Raw genomic sequence first — 23,795 nt, 5'->3', positions numbered from 1 at the left:
ACTGCTGATACTGGAATACCTGATCACTCACTCTCGACTACCTGCTTCATGCTCTGGGTACCTACATCGTCACCCAACGTGTCATTGACCAATGTACTTCTTGAGCCAAGCATTCACCGTGTCATGCCATTGAATACTGTTCTGAGGGTTAAGCACCCAATGATTCTCATCATGGAAGTACAGCAACTTGGACTCAATGCCCTTACGCTGTAATGCCCCAAACGCAGCCAACCCCTGCTCAACAGGAATGCGGAAATCCTTCTGGCCGTGAATCACCAACATCGGCACCCGCCACTTGTCAACATGCAACACCGGATTGAATTGCTCATAGCCAGCAGGATTCTCCCACGGCGTTCCACCGTTTTCCCACTCACTGAACCACAACTCCTCTGTGGCATAACCCATCATCCGGTTATCAAACACACCATCATGATCAACCAAGCATTTCCACGGTTGATTCCAATGACCGGCGATCCAATACACCATATAGCCGCCATAACTGGCACCTAATGCACAGGCCTTATCACCGTTAAGAAATGGGTACTGCTGCTGCGCTGCGGCCCAGCCTTTTTGCAAATCTTCCAGCGGACGATCTCCCCAGTGCTGACTGATGGCGTCGGTAAACGCCTGGCCATACCCCGTGGAGCCGTGGAAATCGATCATCACCACCGCATACCCCTGGCCCGCATAGGTTTGCGGATTCCAACGGTAGCCCCAACTGTTTCCAAAACTACCCTGTGGACCACCATGAATCAGGAAAGCCACCGGATACTTTTTACCCGGCTGATAATCATACGGTTTGACCACATAACCATACACCGTCTCATCATTCCAGCCTTTGAAACTAAACTGCTCGAAATCACCTAAACGTACCTGCTGGAGTACCTCCCCGGTTGCCGAAGTGATCGCCTGCAACGGCTCCCGTGCCACCGCATCCGTCACGAAGATCTGGTCAGCGCTCTTGAGAGAATTACGAGCGAAAGCCAACTTCCCACCAGCCAACACCGGCGCATGCACACTGCCTTCACCCACCCACTTCTCTACCTTGCCCGAAACAATGTCGACCTTAAACAAAGGATGCTCCCCATGATCATCGGCATTGACATACAGCGCCTTACCATCGGCTGAAAGTGCAATTTCATCGGCAGAACGATCCCAATGCGGAGCAATCTCACGCACCTTACCGCTCTGCACCTCCATTTCCATCAGCCCGAAACGATCCGCCTCAAAACCAGGACGCCGCATCGCGCGGTAATACAACATCTTGCCATCAGCACTGAACATCGGCGTTGCATCCCACGCTGGATTGGCCACTGTCAAATTGACCGGCGTATCATGGCCAGACACATCAAAGCGATACAAATCAAAGTTAGTCGACCAAGGTTCTTGACGACCGGCCACACGGATACTTGCCACCACACTGTGTCCATCTGGTGACCACACAAAGTGATCGGCACCACCGAACGGCTTTGACGGAACATCCCCATCAAGCATTGCACTCATCGCCGACACAGCACTCACCGGCTTGGCACGACCCCTCGGCAACGACGCAATGAACAGCGTGTTACGGCGCCCATCATTCCAAGTATCCCAATGGCGTACAAACAACTGTTCAAACACCACACCACTGGCCTTGGAGTTTTCCTTCTCATCCAACTTCCGCTTAGTACAACTCAGATCTGAACCACAAACCTGAAACACACTGGCACTGAACACAACGCGATCACCCTGCGGAGAAAGCTTATAACTATCAATATCCACAGCCAGATTGGTTAACTGCCGCGGCGTCCCGCCACTCACCGGCAACACGTACAACTGATTACTTCCCGACTTGGCACTGAGAAAATACACAGCCTTCCCATCACGGGAAAAAGCCGGTGCACTCACATCCCATCCCAAGGGAGTAAGACGCACTGGCGCAGCCGGTGCACCTGCCTGCAACCATTTCACCCACACACTGGTACTGGCCTTGATGTTCTTAGCGTCCATCTGGCGTTTAGCAAACACCAGCACAGCACCATCAGGACTCAACTCTGGCGAGGACACTCGATCTAAGGCCACCATATCGCGCACATCAAAACCGCGGGCCGCGGCAAGTACGGGCAAAACAAACAACAAACACAGCGGCAAAGCATAACGAAGCTTCATCAACGCTCTCGCAATGGGAAAGCGGCGATAGTAGTCCGATCTACCAACAACTACCAACAAGACGCAAAGACACACCCCAATACGCACACCGCCTGTGCATCACCCAAGATGCATGCGATGCAAAACAACATCAGCATAAACCCGAAAGAACGACAGAGCGTGATCCCTATTTCACTCCATGCAGCAACGCCATTCACCGACACTGCCGCAGCAAACGCTAAGTAACTGATGCAGAAAATTCCCGATGAAATACGCAGCAGTAGTGCAGTACAGAACGCGGTTGTATTTCAACAAAAGTACCTTCTGTTCCACTGCACACACCTAAATACTTCAAACATCACAACCAACAGAGCACTGCACCTACACACGACGCTTACTCACCCGATACAACAGCCATCCCACAAACGCCAATACCGCCAACCCAAACCACTGATTGCACTGGAAAGCCTCAGGTAATGCCAGCACATCAGGATGACCAGAAATCACGATTGGTACTGCAATCAAAATCCCCATCAGTGCCTCCCCTGTAATCAAACCCGCAGAAAACAGCACTCCGGGACGATGCAAACGGTCACGCTCAGCCTCATCACCGCGACGCACCTTGTGAGCACGCTCCACACCATATGACAACACACCCCCCAAGAAAATTGGCACCATCAACTCCAACGGCAAATAGATACCAATCGCTGCGGCCAGCACCGGAACACGGAAACGTGCACCACGCACCTTGAGCCACTCATCAATCCCAATGATGAAAGCGCCAATCAACACACCCGCCCCAATCATCGTCCATGGTAACTGGCCGCCAAACAGACCACGCGCCACCGACGCCATCAACGTTGCCTGCGGAGCACTCAGCGCATTCGGATGCTGCGGTGTCGCTGGACCAATCCCATACGCATGTGCCAACAAATTCAGCACCGGTGCCATGATCAGAGCACACGAGAACGTGCCAATCCCCATCATCACCTGTTGCTTCCACGGCGTAGCACCCACCAAATAACCTGCCTTGAGATCCTGCAAATTATCCCCGCCCACCGCTGCCGCACAGCACACCACCGCACCAATCATAATCGCAGCCACGGCACCCAACGGCGCACCACCACTCCCGATCGGCACCAACCCATTGCGGCCCAGCAGCAAGACCAATACCGCAGAAGCAAACAAGATCGTAGAAATCGTGATACCAGACACTGGATTATTAGAAGAACCCACCATGCCAGCCAAATATCCCGATACCGACACAAACAAAAAACCAGCCACGATCATAATCATCGTCATCGGCACCGACACCTGCCATTGCTGCACGATCGACTGATACAACAGCAGCAACGGCAACGTAAACACCGCCAGCGCCACCAACATCCACGTCATCGGCAAATCGCGCTCGGTATGTGACACCACCTGACCGCCCCCCTTACGCGCCGCAGCAAAACCGCTTTTAATCCCCCTCAGCAACGACTTACGCAGTGAAAACAGCGTCCATACACCGCCAATCAGCATCGTACCCACACCGAGATAACGGATCTTTTCCCCCCAGACACTAAACGCCGCTTCGGCAGCCGTCACCGTCGCCAGACGCTGTGCCAACTCCGGATCACTCCCCATGAAAAACTGCTGATAGAGCGGAATGGCCACATGCCAAGACAGAATTGAACCTGACAACACCACAATCCCCACATTCAGACCCACAATGTAACCAACCCCCAGCAGTGCAGGCGACAAATTGGTACCGATATACCCCACCACCTTGCTGCTCCCCAGATAGGCCGCCTGCGACCAAGTATCTGGAATCAACTTCAAACCACTGGCAGCAGCTAACTTCACTAAAGCACCTATCCCGCCAGACAGCGCCAAAATTTTAAGCCCTGGCCCAGGATTCTCACCCGCCTTCAACACCTCGGCCGCGGCCTTGCCTTCAGGGAACGGCAGCGGCTCCTCGACAATCATCGAACGCCGTAATGGCACCGAAAACAGCACACCCAGCAAACCACCCAGACCCGCAATACCAAGCACCCACCAGTATTTAAAGTCCGGCCAGTACCCCATGATGACCAACGCCGGAATAGTGAAGATCACCCCAGCAGCAACCGACGAACCAGCCGAAGCGCCGGTCTGGACAATATTGTTTTCCAAGATCGAACTGCCACCCAATACACGCAGCACCCCCATCGATACCACCGCCGCCGGGATTGCTGTCGCAATGGTCAAACCGGCAAACAACCCCAGATACGCGTTAGCCGCAGACAGCACAACCGCCAACACAACCGCGAGCACCACAGCACGGAAGGTAAGTTGACGGGGAGAAATATCGTTATTCATCCAAAACCCACGTAATCCGCAAAAAACCGAGCCACGCTAGCGCTTCAGCCCCAGCAAGTCCAGCCATACACTCATCTTGGAAAACATCCAACACAACGATCTGACTCAAAAATTTTTTGAATCACAGCACGATGCGGCAACTCCATATCCGGACCTGACCGGCAGAGACAACTCCACTCAGACAAACAACAACCACACCAACGCCAAGTTGGAATCAATGGTACAGCGCACGCGACAACAGCAGACAGCCGTATCCCAGCCCGGACACATCGACGTTGCTGTAATACGATGCTGCGGCATCCAGTGGTCAACAACAATGACACAGCAACCAGACACAACACGTTCACCGACACAACACGCCATTGCCTATATATCTATGGATCACGTGCAACCAGACAATGAGTAATACAGACACCCCATACCAACGATAAAACAGCCATCACAAATGGATAAACGAAGGACACCCCTCAACCGAATCCCAGAACATGCAAACCAATATTCCAGCCGCTGAAAAACTTGCGGGCAATCCAGTCGAAGCAGCCTATCAAGCTACAGCGCTTGGCCATACAGCACACGCTACACAGCAGCTTTCCCCACCATATATCCTCATTTAAAGACCACTCTGCCCAATGACAACACCAACAACATCAAAGGTCATTAAAAAGCAACGCTGCACAAACTTCAAAACAACACGCATTCCTCAAGGTCAATCCGAGATATTGTCAGCATCACATGAAGAACTCTTTTAAACCGAGTTCATATCGCTGACTGAAGTAGATCCATGACCATTCACAATTTCGACCTACTGGTGGTCGGTGGCGGTATCAACGGCACCGGCATTGCCCGTGATGCCGCCGGACGTCACCTCTCAGTGTGTCTGTGCGAACAACACGACCTGGCCTCCCACACCTCCAGCGCCAGCACCAAACTGATTCACGGCGGGCTGCGCTACTTGGAATATTACGAATTTGCGTTAGTCAGCAAAGCATTGGCCGAACGCGAAATCTTGCTACGCCAAGCACCGCACATTGTCAGGCCACTGCATTTTATCCTCCCGCACCAACCCCATCTGCGCCCCACCTGGATAATCCGCGCGGGCTTGCTGCTGTACGACCACCTTGGCTTTAGTCGACGCACCCTGCCTCGCTCACGTCGCTTGAACTTGGCCCAACATCCCGCTGGGCAACCACTCAAACAGGAGCTGCACACCGGCTTCATGTATTGCGACGCCCAGGTCCAAGACGCACGGCTGGTCGTGCTGAATGCAATGGATGCAGCACAACGTGGCGCACGTATCCTCACCCGCACCCGCTGCGTGAGAACGCGCCGTGACGGCGCACATTGGTTGACTGAACTGGAAGACGCTCAAGGAAGACAGCAACAAATTCGTACACGGGCCATCGTCAATGCCGCCGGCCCCTGGGCCGTCACGTTTCTGGATCACATCGCTCAACAGCCACATCAGCACACACTGCGTCTGGTGAAAGGCAGCCACATTGTAGTACCCCGTCTGTTTGAACATGAGCATGCCTATATCTTCCAACAACCAGACAGACGCATCGTCTTTGCCATTCCTTACGAACAACATTTCACACTGATTGGCACTACCGACGTCGACTACGTAGCTGATCCGGCAAATCCACACATTGACGCTGCCGAAACCATGTACCTGTGCAATGCAGTCAATTCGTATTTCAGACAACAAATCACACCGGAAGACGTCCTCTGGAGCTACAGCGGAGTCCGTCCCCTACTGAACGATGGACACAACAATGCATCGAAAGTCACTCGTGATTACCAATTAGAAATACTTGGAAACAGCGCACCATTACTCAACGTGTTTGGTGGCAAACTCACCACCTATCGCAAGCTTTCCGAAGAAGCAGTGAACCAGCTATGCGTAGCATTGGACCACCCCTACCGTGCCTGGACTGCCAATGGGCCACCCCTGCCTGGCGGCGAACACCACGACATCGCAGCGCTACAAAACACACTGCGCCAACACCGCCCATGGTTACCTACTGCCACTGCGCAACGCCTGATACACAACTACGGCACCTATGCCGAAACGCTGCTCGGCAATGCCACCAACCTACACACCCTGGGAATTCACTTTGGCGCCGACCTGTATCAAGCCGAAGTAGACTACCTGCGCACCCACGAATGGGCATGCAGTGCCGAAGACATCCTCTGGCGCCGCAGCAAACTCGGCCTGCATTTAGATGCGCATGGCACACAGCGCCTTGAAGACTATCTACGCTCCTGCTCACGCATCCCTGATCACGCGGACACAACAACACAATGATCCTGCCAGCTCCAAAACATCAATTGCACTGCCCCTGAAGCTAAGACGTTTCAGCCACCACGGAATGGAGATAAATGCACTCAATCCCCCTGCCCCCTGCCTGAAGGAACACCGCAATGAACCGAAAGATGTTTGGCGAATTAATTTCCGAAGCAATCGCAATGTTCATCATCATCGCATTGGGCGAATCTGCGGCCGCAATGTACATCCTTTACGACCCCAGTCCTTATCAAAACGCCTACTGGGGCCTATGTATCTGCTGGGGATTGGCGGTGACAATCGCCATCTACGTCACCGCTTCGGTTTCCGGAACCCATGCCAATCCGGCCGTTACCTTGGCACTGGCGCTCTACCGCGGCTTCCCTTGGAAAAAAGTATTGCCGTACTGGGCAGCACAAGTCATCGGCGCCTTCATCGGTGCAATGATTGTGTACCAGCTCTATAGCCCTGTCATCGACTACTACAACCACATTCACCAACTCACCCGAGACGCTGGCGGGGCTGCTGGCGTGTTTTTCACTTCCACAGGGATGGCAATCACCCCCATACACGCACTCGGTGATGAAATCATTCTGACCGCATTCCTGGTCTTCGGCATTTTCGCAATCACCGAACGCTTCAACGAAGCAGCGCCCACCGCCAACAGCGGCGCACTGGTCATCGGACTCCTCGTAGCAACCATCGGTGCCTGCATGGGCTACCTAGAAGGATGGGCCATCAACCCAGCACGCGATCTCGGCCCACGTCTGTTCGCCTTTCTGGCGGGCTGGGGTGAATCGGCATTCCCCGGAAAAGATCACTACTGGTGGATTCCGATTATCGGCCCCCTGATCGGCGGCGTGATGGGTGCAACCGCATTCCAATGCCTGATCTATCCATTCCTACCGGCACGGGTACAGGCCAAACAACAAGCCGCGATACTGCTGCACAGGAAGCATCCCTGAATCATTCCCCTTCACCAAGACCACGCACCCTGTCCGTATCGAAAACACTGCACTGATGAAAAAAAAATACATACTGGCCATTGACCAAGGCACCACCAGCTCCCGGGCCATTCTGTTTGACCACAAAGGCCGCATCATCGGGATGGCACAGCGGGAATTCACCCAGATATTTCCCCAACCTGGCTGGGTCGAACACAACCCGCGCGACATCATGACCAGTGTGTACACCACGATCACCGAACTGCTCAACAACACCCAGATTGACGTGCGCGCCATCGCCGGAATCGGTATTACCAACCAACGCGAAACAACCGTCATCTGGGATCGTCAGACCGGCCAACCGATCTACAACGCAATCGTTTGGCAATCACGCCAAACCAAGGACATCTGCGACCAACTCACGACCGCCGGGTACCAAGATATGGTTCACGCCAAAACCGGACTCCTGATCGACGCCTATTTTTCAGGCACCAAGGTGAAATGGATTCTGGACCATGTCGAAAACGCACATACACAAGCAGCGCGCGGAGAACTGGCATTCGGCACCATCGACACCTGGATCATCTGGAACCTGACCGGCGGCCAAGTCCATGTCACCGATTACAGCAACGCCTCACGCACCCTGCTGTACGACATCCACGCCCTGCGTTGGGATCCAGACCTGCTGACAATGCTAGACATACCAGCGGCGATCCTGCCGGACGTCCGTTCATCCAGCGAAATTTACGGTCTCACCCAAACCCCGTATTTCCACGGAGAACAGATACCGATTGCCGGAATCGCCGGCGATCAGCAAGCCGCACTCTTCGGCCAAGCCTGTTTCGAACCTGGCATGGCCAAAAACACCTACGGCACCGGCTGTTTCATGCTCATGCACACCGGCAAAAAAGCCGTGGAATCCCAAAATGGACTACTCACTACGATCGCTTGGGGCCTGAATGGAGAAATCGAGTACGCACTAGAAGGCTCGATCTTCATCGCTGGCTCTGTGGTGCAATGGCTGCGCGATGGATTACGCATGTTCGGCAAAGCCAGCGATTCACAAGCCTACGCCGACCGTGTCAGCGACAACGGCGGCGTATACGTTGTACCGGCCTTCGTTGGCCTGGGTGCGCCCTACTGGCGTAGCGATGTCCGCGGCGCAGTGTTCGGACTGACACGCAGCACCACCAAAGAACACTTCGTCCGCGCCGCACTAGAATCAATGGCCTACCAAACCCGCGACGTCCTGAGCGCAATGCAGGCAGATGCAGACATCGAACTCAAAGAACTACGCACTGACGGCGCGGCCATCACCAACGACTTCATGGCCCAATTCCAGAGCGATATCCTCGCCGTGCCAGTGCTGCGCTCGCAGATCGCCGAAACCACAGCACTCGGTGCCGCCTACCTGGCTGGACTTGCGACCGGATTTTGGTCCAGCCGCGAAGAGATGACGCAACACTGGGCGATCAATCGCTGCTTCAAGCCACAGATGGATAAGGAACAACGCGAGCACCTATACGCAGGCTGGAAACAGGCCGTCGAAGCCACATTAGGTTTCCGTGTGGCCTGAACGCGGCAGTGGCAGCGACATCACCAACACGTATCCCTTTTCTCAGACCACCCTGCACCAGCGCATCACATCCACAGCGACATACAACGCCCGAGCCACACCAGGCCCGGACGATCACATCACCGCAACATAAACATCACGTCCATGACCAAGCAAGGCCAAGGGGGAAACACAGTATCCCAAGATAACCGCTGCCCAGAGGGATCATCGACAACACATTCAAATCGTCGTGGCAGCCAAGCCACCATCAACCGGCAAATTGACACCGTTGATCCAGCGGGCCGCATCACAGGCCAGGAAGATCACCGCCTCAGCAACCTCATCCGCATAAGCAGGCCGCTTCATCTTGCTCGCATCAGCCTGTACCCGATCCGGACCCAACATGCTGACAAAGTCACCCAAAATCGGAGTAAAGACCGGCCCAGGTGCCACACTATTCACTCGCACTCCATGCCCAGCAAACCAATCACGCGACCGCAGCATGGTCCAGACGATCAGTGCTTCCTTAAAGTACTGATAGCAGATGGAAGCCGGCACCGGATGCGCCACCAACCAATCCAGCCCCGCAGCGAAATCCGGGGTGGCAGCTAATTGTTTGTGCAACTCCAAGCGTTGCGGCCATTCGGCACCCAAAAGCGAAGTCATGTTGATGACATTGCCTCCCGGCGCGAGGCGCGGCAGCAAGGCTTGAGTCAAATGACGCAACCCCAAGTAATTAACCTTAGCAACGAGGTCAGCCGCCACCGTACCCGGCACACCGGCAATATTAGCCAGCACATCAATACGTTCGGGCAACTGCGCGATTAACGCATCAATGGAGGCAGGATCACCAAGATCAGCATGGAAAAATCCATGCAACGTCATGGTGACTGGTCGACAATCGATACCGATCACCGTGGCACCGTGAAAACGTGCCAACCGTGCTACCTCCGAACCAATACCAGACGCCACGCCAGTAATGAGCACCGTTTTGTTGTGCAAATTCATGTAACAACAACTCCACCTAAAAATCACAGTGGCAGCGAGCATACGTGGATGTGAAGATTTTATTAGAGACAACACTCTCACTTCGTAACCATCCCAAAACCGCTCCTAAAATGACGATAACGGTGCTTATCCTTAAGATGTAGACCTAATCTCATTTTTGAGAAACTTACATCATTCCCGCTGATTCCCACTTTCCCAGCATGCGTATGGACTTAGTCATCTCCCCTTCCCCCTAAGTAACACCACCATCATTCACCAAAGCACTCTTGCCCCCGTACTCCACCCCACTCCAGAAGGTGACCACGATGTTCGACATCCCCGGCCTGAGCACAGGTGATTTCCATGGTTTCCCCTCACTGCTGATACAGACCCCGTTCTCACATGCAGCGATCAGTCTGTTTGGCGGGCAGTTGCTTTCATTTGTACCGAGCGGTGGAGAAGAAGTCATGTGGCTATCCCCCCTGGTCCAGCCACCACCCACTGCAATCCGCGGCGGTATCCCAGTCTGTTGGCCTTACTTTGGCCGCCAAGGGCAACGCGACACCATGCCCGCGCATGGGTTCGTGCGTACTGTGCCATGGCAACAAGTGGAGAGCTGCCAAGAAAACGATGGAAGTCTGTTTCTCGTCATGGCACCGCCACCACTCAAACACCTGGGGTTGCATCTGCGGATGACACTGCGTATCGGCCGCACCCTGGAACAAGAGTTAGCCACCGAGAACATCAGCCACGCTCCGATCAGCTTCACCCAAGCGCTGCACAACTATTTCAGAGTCAGCAACGCACTACAGGTCACGGTCCAAGGACTGGATGGAGTGGAATATCTGGACAAATTCGAGGGCTATACCCAACGCCACCGCCAACAGGGCCATTGGACCTTACAAGATCCACATGATCCTGGCCGTGCGGATCGTATCTACGTCGACACCAGCGGCCATTATGTGCTGGTCGATCCATTATTTTCCCGGCGCATCGTGCTGACGACGGAAGGCAGCCACAGCCTGGTGGTGTGGAATCCAGGTCACGCTGGTGCAAGCAACATGATTGATGTCGCCGACGGCTGGCGCGACTATCTCTGCCTGGAACCAGCTAATGCAGGACCAGATGAAATCGAACTGCTCCCCGGAGCACGCCATGTGCTGCGCCAGAGCATCGCCATCGCACCACTGTAGCGCCTGCGATAGCACCCCAACAGCATCCTGCCCTCTCATCGGCACATCACCACAATGCGTCAATCGCTGCCCCAAAACCATTCCAGAGCCGGTGTCGCCACGGAAACGAATCTCAAGACCGACATAGCCACACCACACACGCCACAATTGAAGTACACCGACACTTGACCTGGAGATGCCAGGGACCTACGCTGCACACGTTGCTGATTTCATCTCTATATCTGGATGAAGCGATGAAATTAAATAAAAGACCGGCGAAGGATGCTTGCATCCCATGCCGAATCTGCGCCGCAACGGTGAATGGAAACGACCTCCGTCATTCACACCAGGCACCACCGCGTCCCTGGAACATGGCGGACAGTAGGCTTGCCGTGTACTCGCACGGCTTTTCCATCCATCCGAAGACCCATCTGGATCGGAGGAGTACATCATCCTTTGTTCCAGCATGGCGCTCCGTGGGAAGTAACCCGACCCGCATTGAGCAGACATGCATCCGCATTCTGTCCACTCCAACCGGTCCGCTAGCGGAGCAGAAGGCCAATACCCTGGAATCGACAACAAGCAGGATGCACCTTTATTTCGCTCTTCACCGCCCTTACAAGTAATGAGAACACCCACTATGACAATTGTGACCAACCTGGGTTTCCCGCGCATCGGCGCACGACGCGAACTCAAGCGCGCCCTAGAAAGCCACTGGCGTGGCGAGACCGATGCCACACAACTCCAACACACTGCACGCGAACTACGCGCACGGCACTGGCGACTACAACGTGATGCGGGCGTGGACCTGCCACCCAGCAACGACTTCAGCCTCTATGACCACGTCCTAGATACCGCATTCCTGTTCGATGCCATTCCACAGCGCTACCGCGGCCTGGTAGATGCTGATCCTCTGGCCGGTTACTTCGCGATGGCGCGTGGCCGCCAAGCTGACAACATTGATCTGCATGCTCTGGAGATGACCAAATGGTTCGATACCAATTACCACTACCTCGTCCCAGAACTGCACCGTGACCAACACTTCGCACTACGCGGTAACAAACCCATCGCCGAGTTTGAAGAAGCACTGGCACTGGGCATCACTACCAGACCGGTGCTCCTTGGACCAGTCAGCTTTCTCCTGCTGTCTAAGACAGTGGATGGCAGCAACCGGCTCGACCTACTGGAACGTTTACTGCCGGTCTACACCCAATTGCTGCGCCAATTGCAGGAAAGCGGTGCCGAATGGGTGCAAATTGATGAACCAACACTTGTGCTGGACCTGGATGCACAAACACAGCAAGCCTTCCGTAAAGCCTACGCCATACTCAATCAAGGACCACGCCCAAAATTGCTACTGACCAGCTACTTTGGTCCGCTCGGCGACAACCTCGAACTGGCCTTGCAACTGCCTGCCGATGGCTTACACATCGACTTAGTGCGTGGCACCGAACAGTTGGATGCGGTCCTCAACACCTTGCCCGCGGGACGGGTACTCTCCGCCGGACTGGTGAATGGACGCAATATCTGGCGTACCGATCTGGATAACGCACTGACGATGGCACGCTACGCGCAGGGCCACGTCGGTGCGGATCGGTTATGGCTAGCACCGTCATGTTCACTACTGCATGTGCCTGTTGACCTGGAACAGGAAAAAAACCTGGACGCCGATGTACGCAATTGGCTCGCATTTGCCAAGCAAAAACTTAGCGAACTGCGCGTACTGGCTGACGCACTGGACAACAAGCCAGAAGCAGAAACAGCACTGACCCAAACACGCCAAGCATTGGAGGCACGGCGCCAATCACCCAAAGTCCATCGCCCCGACGTGGCACAGCGTCTGGCCGCACTCACACCGGACACCACCCGGCGCAACACGGCCTACCCACAACGCAGCCAGGCACAACAACACACACTCAACCTACCCGCTTACCCAACCACCACCATTGGCTCCTTCCCACAGACGCTAGAAGTCCGTGAGGCCCGCGCGCAGTTCAAATCCGGCAAGTTGTCTGAAAGCGACTATGAGGCGTTTTTGAAAGCGGAAACCGAACGTTGCGTACGTACCCAGGAAGAGATCGGGTTGGACGTCTTGGTCCATGGCGAATTCGAGCGTAACGACATGGTCGAATACTTCGGGGAGCAATTGGACGGCTTCATCTTCACCAAGCTCGGTTGGGTACAGAGTTACGGATCACGCTGTGTCAAACCACCCATCATTTATGGCGATGTAGTGCGTCCAGCACCGATGACCGTCACCTGGTCGGCTTACGCACAATCACTCACCGACAAACCAATGAAAGGGATGCTCACCGGTCCGGTGACAATGCTGCAATGGTCGTTTGTACGCGATGATCAGGAACGCGCGCAGACATGCCGGCAGATCGCACTAGCCCTTCGCGACGAAGTCCAGGATTTAGAAAAAGCCGGAATCAAGGTGATTCAAATCGACGAACCAGCCATCCGCGAAGGGCTACCGCTGCGCCGTGGTGAATGGGCAGACTATCTGAACTGGGCTGTGGAGAGCTTCCGCATTGCCTCTTCAAACGTCCATGACACTACACAGATTCATACCCACATGTGCTACTCGGAATTCAACGACATCATTGAAGCCGTGGCTGCATTGGATGCAGACGTGATCTCGATTGAAACATCCCGTTCACGCATGGAATTACTGGATGCCTTCGTGAAATTCCGCTATCCAAACGCCATCGGCCCAGGGGTGTACGATATTCACTCCCCGCGTGTCCCACAGGAAGAGGAAATGGTGCTGCTATTGAAAAAAGCACGCGCAGTACTTCCCCCGGAACAATTGTGGGTCAACCCGGATTGCGGCCTGAAGACGCGCGGTTGGAAAGAAACACGTGCTGCATTGCAAACAATGGTGCATGCCGCGCAGCGGCTACGTGCCGAATAAGCACAGACCATCCGTATACAATCGCTGGGGCGTTCAACCGCCCCAGCTCGTACTGGAGCACCCTGTATGACCTCCCCAACTCCTACTCGCCAACCTCTACAACTTCCACAAGGCCAGCGCCTGCTATTACATTCGTGCTGTGCTCCCTGCTCAGGCGAACTCATGGAAGCCTTTGTGGAGTCCGGCATCGATTACACCATTTTCTTTTATAACCCCAACATTCACCCACTCAAAGAATACGAACTGCGCAAACAGGAAAATATCCGTTTTGCGGAGAAAAACGGGGTGCCATTCATTGACGCCGATTACGACACTGATGCTTGGTTCGCCCGCGCCAAGGGCATGGAGAACGAACCAGAACGCGGCATCCGCTGCACCATGTGTTTTGATATGCGCTTTGAACGCACCGCGCTGTACGCACACGAACACGGCTTCCCTGTCATCACCAGTTCTTTAGGGATCTCCCGTTGGAAGAACATGGAGCAAATTAACGACTGCGGGCATCGTGCCGCTGCACCGTATCCCGGATTGGTCTACTGGGATTACAACTGGCGCAAAAACGGCGGCAGCCAACGCATGATCGAAATCAGCAAGCGAGAGCACTTCTACCAACAGGAGTATTGCGGCTGCGTCTACTCACTGCGCGACACCAACCAACATCGCCGCACACAGGGCCGGGAACGCATCAAACTCGGCGTGCTGTACTACGGCGACACCCCTGAATCTGCAAACACAAACAGTACATCAGGTGTCACCCCAACAGAGACAACGGATTAAACTGCCTCACCTGTTATCTCAATGGAGCACTTCATGCACCCTGAAAACGTCGCATTGATCGTCGTCGACCTACAGCCTGATTTCATGCCAGGCGGCGCACTGCCATGCGAGGAAGGTGCATCCATTGTCCCCGGAATCGCCGCACTCTTGGATGCGCGCCAGTACTCTACGATCGTTGCAACGCAAGATTGGCACCCGGCTGACCACGTTTCGTTTGCCTCGCAACATCCCGCACAGCGACCGTTTGAGCAAATCACCCTGTATGGCCAACCCCAGACCCTATGGCCCGATCACTGCATCCAGGGCAGCGCCGCAGCGGGGCTTGATAGCCGTGTTGATTGGCGGGCGGCTGATCTGATTTTGCGCAAAGGCACCCGCCGCGACACCGACTCTTATAGCGCGTTCCGCGAAAACCACGGTCCCAACGGCGACCGCCCGGCCACTGGTCTGGCTGGCTGGTTGCGTGAGCGCGGTATTGAAGAAGTCCACGTCTGCGGGCTGGCCCGTGACTACTGTGTCCTGTGGACTGCGCAAGATGCCCTCTCGGCAGGATTCAAAGTCCGTTTTCTGTGGCCGCTGACACGTCCCGTCACCCCTGAGGGTGACGCCCCAACCCGTAAAGCGCTTGAAACCCTAGGGATCATCATTGATCACGGCTGAAGATCAATCCTCGCAACCCACATTGCACCACCGCCAAGGATGTCACAGAATCGACTCCTCACTACTGAAAACAATCAGCAGCGCAACCGTTGTGCTGCCCAAACCGCCAAGCGTTCACGTCCAATTTTGGCGTTATGACGGATATCCACCGGGAACCCTGGATGTCCTAGAACATCGACAATACCAACAGTGTGTATAAAAGCCCGTGCCGTGGCACGCAAGCGCTGTTCTAACGCAGCCACATCCACACCGGGCAGCGCCTCGTAGCACAATACGGGGCGCTGCGCGCCAAGCGTACCAATACCCACCAATGCAGTGCGACGCACCCCATCAATAACATTGAAAACAGGCTCGACCTGCTCGGTATACAACGGTCCCTGTACTGTCTCCACACGATGGGTCTTGCGCCCACAGAACCACAAACGGCGCTGCGCATCAAAGTAACCCAGATCTCCCATGCGATGCACGATACGCTCACTGCCATCAGCCAAACGCTCGCGGATTTTAGCCAGGCGCGTTGCTGCTGTACGGTTGTAATAAGCATCGGTGGTACTGGGACCAACGACAGTCACTTCACCAATCTCCCCCAAATCCACTTCACGCGCCCCGCCCCACTCTGCAATCCCCTCATCATCAATCGCGATGATACGTACCAGATTAGGTGCGATCACATGACCAACGCACGTCCCTGCACCACGCTCCGTCGCAGCACGCGTCGTTTCTAATTCACGACTCTCAATCACCGCAATTGGTAAACATTCGGTCGCTCCATACGGTGTCAAAAATTGCGCCTCATCCGACAATAGCGCGCGTATCTGTGCCACTACATACGGAGGCACTGGGGCACCTGCTGAGGTCACGCAACGCAGGGTTGGCAATGGTTTGCCATACTCAGCTAAGACCCGCAGCAATGCCGGTGAACCGAATAAATGATTCACCCCGAAACGCGCGATGGCATCATGCAGCTTGCGTGGATCAGCCCTGGCTGGGCACCTGGGATCCATATCCGGAATGATGCTGGTTAAACCAAGTGCTGGATTAAATAACGCAAACGGAGGAAAGGTCGGCAAATCTACCCCTCCGGGCACAATGCCAAGCGTTTCCCGCAACAACGCAATCTGACCGACAAAATGCCGGTGACGATACACCACTCCTTTAGGCACGCCTGTCGAGCCACTGGTAAACAAAATCGCGGCCACCTCGTCGGCAGTCGTATCGGCCAGTTGTGCGCTGGCACCTATGCCAGCACGCTCCAGGTGCGCCAGCGTGGTGCCACACCATGCCCAACGGGTACCGACACTGACAACGCGGGTGACAGAAGGCGCCCAACGCAATAAACGCCGCGCCAGTTGGGCCAGAAAAACACCGATGAATGCCTGAGGTTCAGCCTCGCTCAAGCATTGTTTCAAGGCCGATCGATCAATGCCCGGATCCACGAGTACCGGTACGGCGCCCACCTTGAATAGGGCAAACATCAGCAGGAAAAATTCCGGTGAGGGCCGCACCATAACCACCGTACGCACACCACGACCGATACCATAAGCGATGAAACCAGCCGCAATCGCATCACTGCGGCTGTCTAATTCACGGTAGCTGAGGGTTAAATCATAAGCCGCCATCCCGCCAGAACCGGGACGCCCCGGACAGCGAATCGCAATCTGCTCGGGGCGTTCGGATGCCAAACGCGGCAGCGCAGCAGCGATGTTACAAGGCTCTTTCATGTGTTGAATTCCACCCCCTGAATAGCAGCGTCCATTCCAGCCGATCACATCCCCAAAACGCCTGGGTTGTTTGATACTCACCGCATACCTTTCCCCCTGTCTGCCGCTACCATCACAGCAATAACGTTGTGATCATGACCACGAGGAACCTGTTATCACCCACACTTGAACAATGACGAATCAGTCATCATAGAAACCGCGCTCACGCGTAGATGCACTGGCATCTGCTTGATCTGTTGATTGACCGAATCTGCTGATGTTGAAAGTGGAACAAGAACTGACCTCCAACCCCGTTACTTCCAACCTCGATGTTTGATGTCCAAATGCAGGCTGTATAACGCCGTGAACGCTGGTAACACGTTCTGTAATACACCTACCGAATCCTGCTTGGCCGAGAACATGAAGTAACTCAGTGTCATCAAACTTCCGAGCACACTCATGTACCAAAACAGCCGTGGAATCACTGGCCTACCGGCACGCTTGGAAGCTAAAAATTGGACTACCCAACGTCCACCGAACAGCAACGCACCGCTATAACCAATCAGTTTCCAATAGGTGATATGAAGTCCTGTCCAATACAGCCATTGCAACTGTGCGTTCAATCCATCGTCTCCAGATCTCAATACTCACGCGCGTCGATACACATGCTACGCGCTATCAACCATGCCACGCCATACAAGTCACGGATGCCGACTAAAGCACGATTAAGATTGTTGTACTTGGACACTCCAGAGACACGAGAACGATGATTCACCGGCACATTCGCCGTTTTCCAACCAGCACGCTGCATCAGCACTGGCAAGAAACGATGCATATGATCGAAGTGCGGGAGTTCTAAGAACACTGCACGCTCAAACAGTTTGATACCGCAAGCAGTATCAGGGGTGTCATCGCGCAGCACACGTGCCCTGATCGTATTTGCCCATTTGCTCGCCCAGCGCTTTGAAACTGTATCTTGACGATACACACGCCAGCCGTTGAATAGTTTCACCGATGGTTCCGCTGCTTCACGTGCAGCCAACAGTTTGAGGATATCGGACGGATCATTCTGGCCGTCACCATCCAGAGTGACCACCCAAGGCGCACGCGCAGCTTTGACACCATTGCGTATCCCCGTACTTTGTCCCGCTCGAACCGCATGGTGAAACACGCGTAGTTCCGGAGTGGAGAGCTTCAACGCCCGCAACACAGAGAGCGTGTCGTCTTTCGAATTGTCATCAACATAAACAATTTCGAACACCCTCACCCCACGCAACACACCCACGATCTCTGCAATCAGGGGGGCGACATTATCACGCTCATTGAACACAGGAACAACAACTGAAAGCTGCAAATCAGTCATGGGTTATCCATCGCAACAACTATTACGATCAAAAAGCATTACGTTGAGGCACGGGTATCAAAGTAGTGACGGCACCACTCCACCACTTGCGGCATACCGATCTCAATGGATGTGACTGGTTCAAATCCAAATGCAGCGCGTGCCGCTGCAATATCAGCCATTGTGGCCATCATGTCACCCGGTTGCATTGGTTTGTAATGCTTATCGGCAGGACGGCCAGCAGCCTGTTCAATCACCTTGATGAAATGCTCAAGCGACACGGGGGTATGGTTACCTAAGTTGAATAAACGATGCGGCACCGCTTGTTCACCCGGAGCATCAAGGGCACCAATGACACCAGCCACGATATCATTGATAAAGGTGAAGTCACGCTCCATGCGGCCATGGTTGAATACTTCAATAGGTCGCCCTTCCATTACAGCGCGGCTAAAGATCAGCGGCGCCATGTCAGGCCGTCCCCAGGGACCATAGACAGTAAAGAAACGCAGGCCAGTCGCACGCAATCCATAGAGCTGAGCATAGCTATAAGCCATCACTTCGTTAGCAACCTTCGTTGCCCCATACAGAGAGCGTGGCTGGTCCACGCGCTGCTGCTCCGAGAACGGCGGAATCGCTGAGTCCCCATACACTGAACTGCTCGAAGCGTACACCAGGTGCTGCACACGGCAATGACGACACAGCTCCAACACATTGAGAAAACCGACAAGATTGCTATCTACGTAGGCATGTGGGTTTTCAATGGAGTAGCGTACCCCCGCCTGCGCCGCCAGATGCACCACCTGATCAGGCTGGACCTCATTAAAAAGAGCCGCGCATCTCTCACGGTCAGTCAAGTCAAGCGTTCGAATGTAAACATCCGGACACAGCGCAGTCACGCGGTCGCGCTTCAGTTGCGGATCGTAGTAGGCATTGTAGTTGTCCAACCCAACCACGGTATCGTTACGCGCGGCCAGTGCGCGACACACATGAGCGCCGATAAAGCCGGCCGCACCTGTGACCAGCACCGTCATCGGGAGCCTCCACAGAAACCACAGACCCGCACATCCATACAACCAGTCGTAGCAGATGCATCCATCCTATCTATAGGCATGACAGAGTCTGCAACGTGCTTGGGAAAGGATCGATTACACATCTTCATGCCAGCCCTACTCCAACCACCACACAGCACGACGTATAGTAGCTATAGGTGTCGTCATCATGCGGATACACCACAATCAATTAGCGTTCCTGCGCGCAGTCCAGAAACAAGCACTGGTGATTGTTCCTCATCATCATTGGTAGACATGACAACAACAGTGGAGAAACCATGAGGACACTTAACCAACCGCACGAGCACGCAATCTCTCCAAAACACCATCAAGGACATCCAAATCGGTGTAGTGGATGACCAATTTACCTTTACCAGTACGGCCATGATTGATCGCCACTTTGGTACCCAAACGCTCCGACAACTCCGTTTCCAACGAGGCGATGTCGGGTTGCGCAGGAGCACTCGCGAGCGACTTGGACTTCTTGTCACGGATGTCTGGCACTTTTCCAGCAGCAAATTGCTGAGCACGGTGCTCGACCTCACGGACTGACCACCCTTGGTCAGCTGCTTCCTTGGCCAATTTGGCGGCCAGCTCAGGAGTCAGAGTCAACAACGCACGGGCATGCCCCATCTCCAACTGATGTGACTCCAGCAGCGTACGGATCCCCAGAGGAAGTTCAAGTAAACGTAAAAGATTAGACACTGCCGCACGTGAACGACCAACAGCCTCAGCCGCCTCAGCATGGGTTAACGAAAACTCATCAATCAGTCGCTGTAGCGCTTGTGCTTCCTCAAGTGGATTAAGATCCTCGCGCTGGATGTTTTCAATCAGCGCCATCGCAACAACGGTACGGTCATCTAACTCACGAACGATCACCGGTACTTCCGTCAGCCCAGCCAATTGCGAGGCCCGCCAACGGCGCTCCCCAGCAACAATCTCAAACATATCCACATCCAACTCACGCACGATGATCGGCTGAATCACCCCCTGTGCCTTGATCGAATCAGCAAGCTCTGCCAGCTTGGCTTCACTCATCTCTCGCCGCGGCTGATACTTACTAGGTTGTAATTGCGTGGTCTGCAGGGTACGCAGTACTTCGCCAGGTAACTGCTCCTGGGCAACTGTTGGTGGGACAGAAGATCCACCCTTAGACCCAAGCAAGGCTTCAAGACCACGACCCAGGCCGCGCTTCTTGAGGGGGAGGCTGGGTTTATTCATTAATTAATCTCCACAACGTTGGCTTTTTTGCGGTCTTTTTGACGGAGAATCACTTCATTGGCCAAGCCCAAATAAGCTACGCTACCACGCGAGGCGCCGTCATAACCAACGATGCTCTTACCGTAACTTGGAGCTTCAGCCAAACGCACATTACGCGGCACAATCGTCCGGAACACTTTGTCACCGAAGTGCTCTGTTAACTCCGTCGACACTGCATTGGCCAGATTATTGCGGATATCAAACATCGTACGCAGTACACCCTCAATCTCCAGTCGCGGATTCAGATTGACACGCAGCGCCTCAATCGTTTCAAGCAACGCACTCAACCCCTCCAGCGCGTAATACTCGCACTGCATCGGCACAATCACCGAATCCGCTGCGGTGAGGGCATTCACGGTCAGCAGCGACAGCGCCGGCGGACAGTCAATCAAGATGAAATCGTACTCACGGCGAATCGGTGACAGCGCACGCTTCAATCGCTGCTCACGCTCGCTTTGCTCCATTAACTGGATGGCCGCTGCAGTCAAATCAATGTTGCCTGGCAGCAAATCGAAACCTTCCGGCGCCCTGGCCCGACTCTCAGCAACACTCCTTTCACCCAACAGAACCTCACAGGTAGACGAGATCAACCCGTTCTTATCCACGCCGCTGCCCATCGTCGCATTGCCCTGCGAATCAAGATCCACCAACAGGACTCGCTCGGATGCACGCACCAAGCCTGCCGCCAGATTAACCGCTGTAGTGGTCTTACCGACACCACCTTTTTGATTGGCAATGGCGATGATCCTGGCCATAGAAGGAGTTTTGATGAAAGGGGTCATCCGAGCATTATGCGGTCTACGAGGTCAATCAGGAAAATTCTGATACCGCTTCTACCAGACAACAGCGCATTTCAGCTTTAGAGAAAGAATGCTCCAAATGTCAAGTCCAGTGAGCACCAGACATCGCCTAACCTGAAACACATTTATGTATCAAATGAACATGGCCAGAAAAGAGCGACACTCCGCAATAGAAAATAGATGCATTTATCACAAAGAAGCACCACGCCGTGTAGGAATAAGGATAGAAACGTGAGCATAGTCGCCCATCACATCACTTCCATTCCATCTCGCCCTTGGCCACCTTGGCACTGAGTTCGAGCGATCCCTCTCCACCAAGTCCGGGATAACGTTGCTTCATCGCCGCGATCAACGCAGCCGAATCCTTGGCCTTGACGGTTTCCTCGTCAAAGGCACGAATATAATCGGCAGTGAACGTCACCGAGCGCACGTCCAGCGACGCGCCAGGCAAAAAATGTCCTGGAACCACTACCTTCGGATCCATTGATTTGATCCGATCCAGCACAGCCAACCACTCCATGTGGGACTGTGGGGTCTGTGTGTCAGCCATCCATACATGCTGAGCCCCCATCACCGAGATACCGCCAGCAACTGTTCTGCTTGAGGGAATCCACACGAAAGTACGGTCAGGCGTCGGACCATCCATACCAATAATCCTCAATTCCTGACCTTCCAGTACCAGCTGGTCTCCTTGCATTGGTTCTGGAATCAAGATTTGTTTCGGTGCATCCTGTCCCAGCTGTGGCGCCCAGAGCTTCAGTTTCGCATCTTTGGTGGCCTGGATATGCGCGATAGTTTGCGGAGTAGCGAACACCTTCGCCTCAGGGAAGGCAGCGTGCACACTATCCAGACCAAAGTAATAATCAGGGTCACCATGACTGATATAGATAGCCTTCAGACGCTTGCCAGATGCTTTTATTTTGTCTACAAGCTGACGTGCATCAGCCGCAGAAAACTGCGTATCAATCAAAATAGCATCCGCAGTCCCTGTCACCAATACAGAGGAGACTGCAAACATCGAACGCTCGCCCAGGTTAAAAACTTCAACATTCAAAGGAGTTTTTTTAGCACCTTCTTGTTCCGACCCTTGGTGGGACGACTGGGGCGGTTCAGCAGAACGATCTGCCGAGTTGCATCCAGCTAATGTCACCAGGACCATCAGCGTACACACTAAAAACGCATATCGAATTTTATTTAACGCTTTCATTTCAAGCTCTCCTACTTTTCAATATTTTTGAAATAAAATAAAAATGCACTCTCTTTATTGATAATAATTCAATACTTTCGCCCTGATTAACGAAATCACGAGCATGTGCTGTTGTCACTATATCATTGCAAAGTTGGCGTATTTTTCCATCAAGATGCTGTTTCCGTACTTACAGCAGTGTGCAAACAGGCAGGCGCCACTTTGCTGACCTTACGAGTAAGCGCAACGCTTTATTGCAGTACACATATACCCAATAACCAGTCTTTATTCCGGTAACTGACACCAGAACGCATCACCATCGGATTACATCCAATGTTTGTCTTATATCGTTGTATAACCTGATCTTGTTTTCAGGCAAGGGATGATGCTGAGAAACGATTGACAATCAAATGAATAAAACCACATCTGATATCAAACATAGCAGGCAGAAAAATAACTTGCAGGGAGTTTAATAAAGCAGCTCACTTATGGAACACAAGAAGCGCCAATGGTATTTCACAGAACGGATAAACGACAGCCGATGCTGTTTGGCTCTATGACATCAGTATGTACTTCAATGTCATCATCAGATGTTGATGAAGTTTTACGTTAATTTCTCATCATTGAGCCATGCTGCTATTGACAGCTTCAACAGACAGACAGTCATTACCGTTTCTCATCAACATCATGTC

18 protein-coding genes are annotated in these 23,795 nt (G+C 53.8%); 8 read left to right on the top strand and 10 right to left on the bottom strand.

What is annotated here, in order from left to right; translation table 11 throughout:
• Nucleotides 1-81: 81 nt before the first annotated feature.
• Nucleotides 82-2,235, bottom strand: a complete 2,154-nt coding sequence (locus F7G16_RS05600) for a S9 family peptidase (RefSeq protein WP_370447388.1) — start codon at nucleotides 2,233-2,235, stop codon at nucleotides 82-84.
• Nucleotides 2,236-2,508: 273 nt separating this feature from the next.
• The gene (locus F7G16_RS05595) at nucleotides 2,509-4,470 is read right to left on the bottom strand and encodes an OPT family oligopeptide transporter (protein WP_004088280.1); all 1,962 of its coding nucleotides are present in this window, start codon (nucleotides 4,468-4,470) and stop codon (nucleotides 2,509-2,511) included.
• Between the two features lie 76 nt (nucleotides 4,471-4,546).
• Here F7G16_RS05595 and F7G16_RS11925 point away from each other — a divergent pair, with 76 nt between their 5' ends.
• The 4 genes from F7G16_RS11925 (at nucleotide 4,547) to glpK (ending at nucleotide 9,274) form a co-directional block, all read left to right on the top strand.
• Nucleotides 4,547-4,876, top strand: a complete 330-nt coding sequence (locus tag F7G16_RS11925; RefSeq protein ID WP_172632645.1) for a hypothetical protein — start codon at nucleotides 4,547-4,549, stop codon at nucleotides 4,874-4,876.
• 375 nt (nucleotides 4,877-5,251) lie between these two features.
• On the top strand, nucleotides 5,252-6,775 hold the full coding sequence (glpD, locus tag F7G16_RS05585) for a glycerol-3-phosphate dehydrogenase (RefSeq protein WP_004088278.1): 1,524 nt from the start codon (nucleotides 5,252-5,254) through the stop codon (nucleotides 6,773-6,775).
• A gap of 116 nt (nucleotides 6,776-6,891) precedes the next feature.
• Nucleotides 6,892-7,719 carry an MIP/aquaporin family protein gene (locus F7G16_RS05580; protein ID WP_004088277.1) on the top strand — a complete coding sequence of 276 codons (828 nt, stop codon included), beginning with the start codon at nucleotides 6,892-6,894 and terminating at the stop codon, nucleotides 7,717-7,719.
• Between the two features lie 55 nt (nucleotides 7,720-7,774).
• Nucleotides 7,775-9,274, top strand: coding sequence for a glycerol kinase GlpK (gene glpK / locus F7G16_RS05575; protein WP_004088276.1), 1,500 nt, complete (start codon nucleotides 7,775-7,777; stop codon nucleotides 9,272-9,274).
• Nucleotides 9,275-9,493: 219 nt separating this feature from the next.
• Here the strand turns inward: glpK and F7G16_RS05570 are convergent, their stop codons facing one another.
• A complete protein-coding gene (locus F7G16_RS05570; protein ID WP_011098042.1) occupies nucleotides 9,494-10,261 on the bottom strand; it encodes a coniferyl-alcohol dehydrogenase in 768 nt (255 codons plus the stop codon).
• 305 nt (nucleotides 10,262-10,566) lie between these two features.
• Between F7G16_RS05570 and F7G16_RS05565 the strand changes: the two genes are divergently transcribed.
• The 4 genes from F7G16_RS05565 to F7G16_RS05550 all read left to right on the top strand — a co-directional run bounded on the left by F7G16_RS05565 (nucleotide 10,567) and on the right by F7G16_RS05550 (nucleotide 15,766).
• Nucleotides 10,567-11,433 (top strand): D-hexose-6-phosphate mutarotase, encoded by an 867-nt coding sequence (locus F7G16_RS05565; RefSeq protein ID WP_004088274.1) that lies wholly within the window; start codon nucleotides 10,567-10,569, stop codon nucleotides 11,431-11,433.
• Nucleotides 11,434-12,052: 619 nt separating this feature from the next.
• Nucleotides 12,053-14,329 (top strand): 5-methyltetrahydropteroyltriglutamate--homocysteine S-methyltransferase, encoded by a 2,277-nt coding sequence (metE, locus tag F7G16_RS05560; protein WP_004088273.1) that lies wholly within the window; start codon nucleotides 12,053-12,055, stop codon nucleotides 14,327-14,329.
• A gap of 66 nt (nucleotides 14,330-14,395) precedes the next feature.
• Nucleotides 14,396-15,106, top strand: a complete 711-nt coding sequence (locus F7G16_RS05555; protein WP_004088272.1) for an epoxyqueuosine reductase QueH — start codon at nucleotides 14,396-14,398, stop codon at nucleotides 15,104-15,106.
• Between the two features lie 33 nt (nucleotides 15,107-15,139).
• The gene (locus tag F7G16_RS05550; RefSeq protein ID WP_004088271.1) at nucleotides 15,140-15,766 is read left to right on the top strand and encodes a nicotinamidase; all 627 of its coding nucleotides are present in this window, start codon (nucleotides 15,140-15,142) and stop codon (nucleotides 15,764-15,766) included.
• A gap of 74 nt (nucleotides 15,767-15,840) precedes the next feature.
• On the opposite strand, the gene oleC is transcribed toward F7G16_RS05550, so the two are convergent.
• The 7 genes from oleC to F7G16_RS05515 form a co-directional block, all read right to left on the bottom strand.
• Nucleotides 15,841-17,487 carry an olefin beta-lactone synthetase gene (gene oleC, locus F7G16_RS05545; protein WP_004088270.1) on the bottom strand — a complete coding sequence of 549 codons (1,647 nt, stop codon included), beginning with the start codon at nucleotides 17,485-17,487 and terminating at the stop codon, nucleotides 15,841-15,843.
• 293 nt (nucleotides 17,488-17,780) lie between these two features.
• Nucleotides 17,781-18,089 carry a lipid-A-disaccharide synthase N-terminal domain-containing protein gene (locus F7G16_RS05540; protein ID WP_012382664.1) on the bottom strand — a complete coding sequence of 103 codons (309 nt, stop codon included), beginning with the start codon at nucleotides 18,087-18,089 and terminating at the stop codon, nucleotides 17,781-17,783.
• A 17-nt stretch (nucleotides 18,090-18,106) separates the two neighbouring features.
• Nucleotides 18,107-18,829 carry a glycosyltransferase gene (locus F7G16_RS05535; RefSeq protein WP_004088269.1) on the bottom strand — a complete coding sequence of 241 codons (723 nt, stop codon included), beginning with the start codon at nucleotides 18,827-18,829 and terminating at the stop codon, nucleotides 18,107-18,109.
• A gap of 38 nt (nucleotides 18,830-18,867) precedes the next feature.
• Entirely contained in the window at nucleotides 18,868-19,839 is a 972-nt protein-coding gene (locus tag F7G16_RS05530; RefSeq protein ID WP_004088268.1) for an SDR family NAD(P)-dependent oxidoreductase, read from the bottom strand.
• 306 nt (nucleotides 19,840-20,145) lie between these two features.
• Complete coding sequence (locus F7G16_RS05525) at nucleotides 20,146-21,078, bottom strand: ParB/RepB/Spo0J family partition protein (RefSeq protein ID WP_004088267.1); 933 nt, start codon at nucleotides 21,076-21,078, stop codon at nucleotides 20,146-20,148.
• Nucleotides 21,078-21,872, bottom strand: coding sequence for a ParA family protein (locus F7G16_RS05520; RefSeq protein WP_004088266.1), 795 nt, complete (start codon nucleotides 21,870-21,872; stop codon nucleotides 21,078-21,080). Before F7G16_RS05520 ends, F7G16_RS05525 begins: the two co-directional genes overlap by 1 nt.
• 298 nt (nucleotides 21,873-22,170) lie before the next feature.
• On the bottom strand, nucleotides 22,171-23,124 hold the full coding sequence (locus F7G16_RS05515; RefSeq protein ID WP_011098046.1) for an MBL fold metallo-hydrolase: 954 nt from the start codon (nucleotides 23,122-23,124) through the stop codon (nucleotides 22,171-22,173).
• Nucleotides 23,125-23,795 lie beyond the last annotated feature (671 nt).

Origin of the sequence: Xylella fastidiosa (assembly GCF_011801475.1) — a bacterium.
GTDB lineage: Bacteria > Pseudomonadota > Gammaproteobacteria > Xanthomonadales > Xanthomonadaceae > Xylella > Xylella fastidiosa.
The sequence above is the reverse complement of the archived record's forward strand: the minus strand, read 5'-3'. Positions and strand labels throughout refer to the sequence as shown.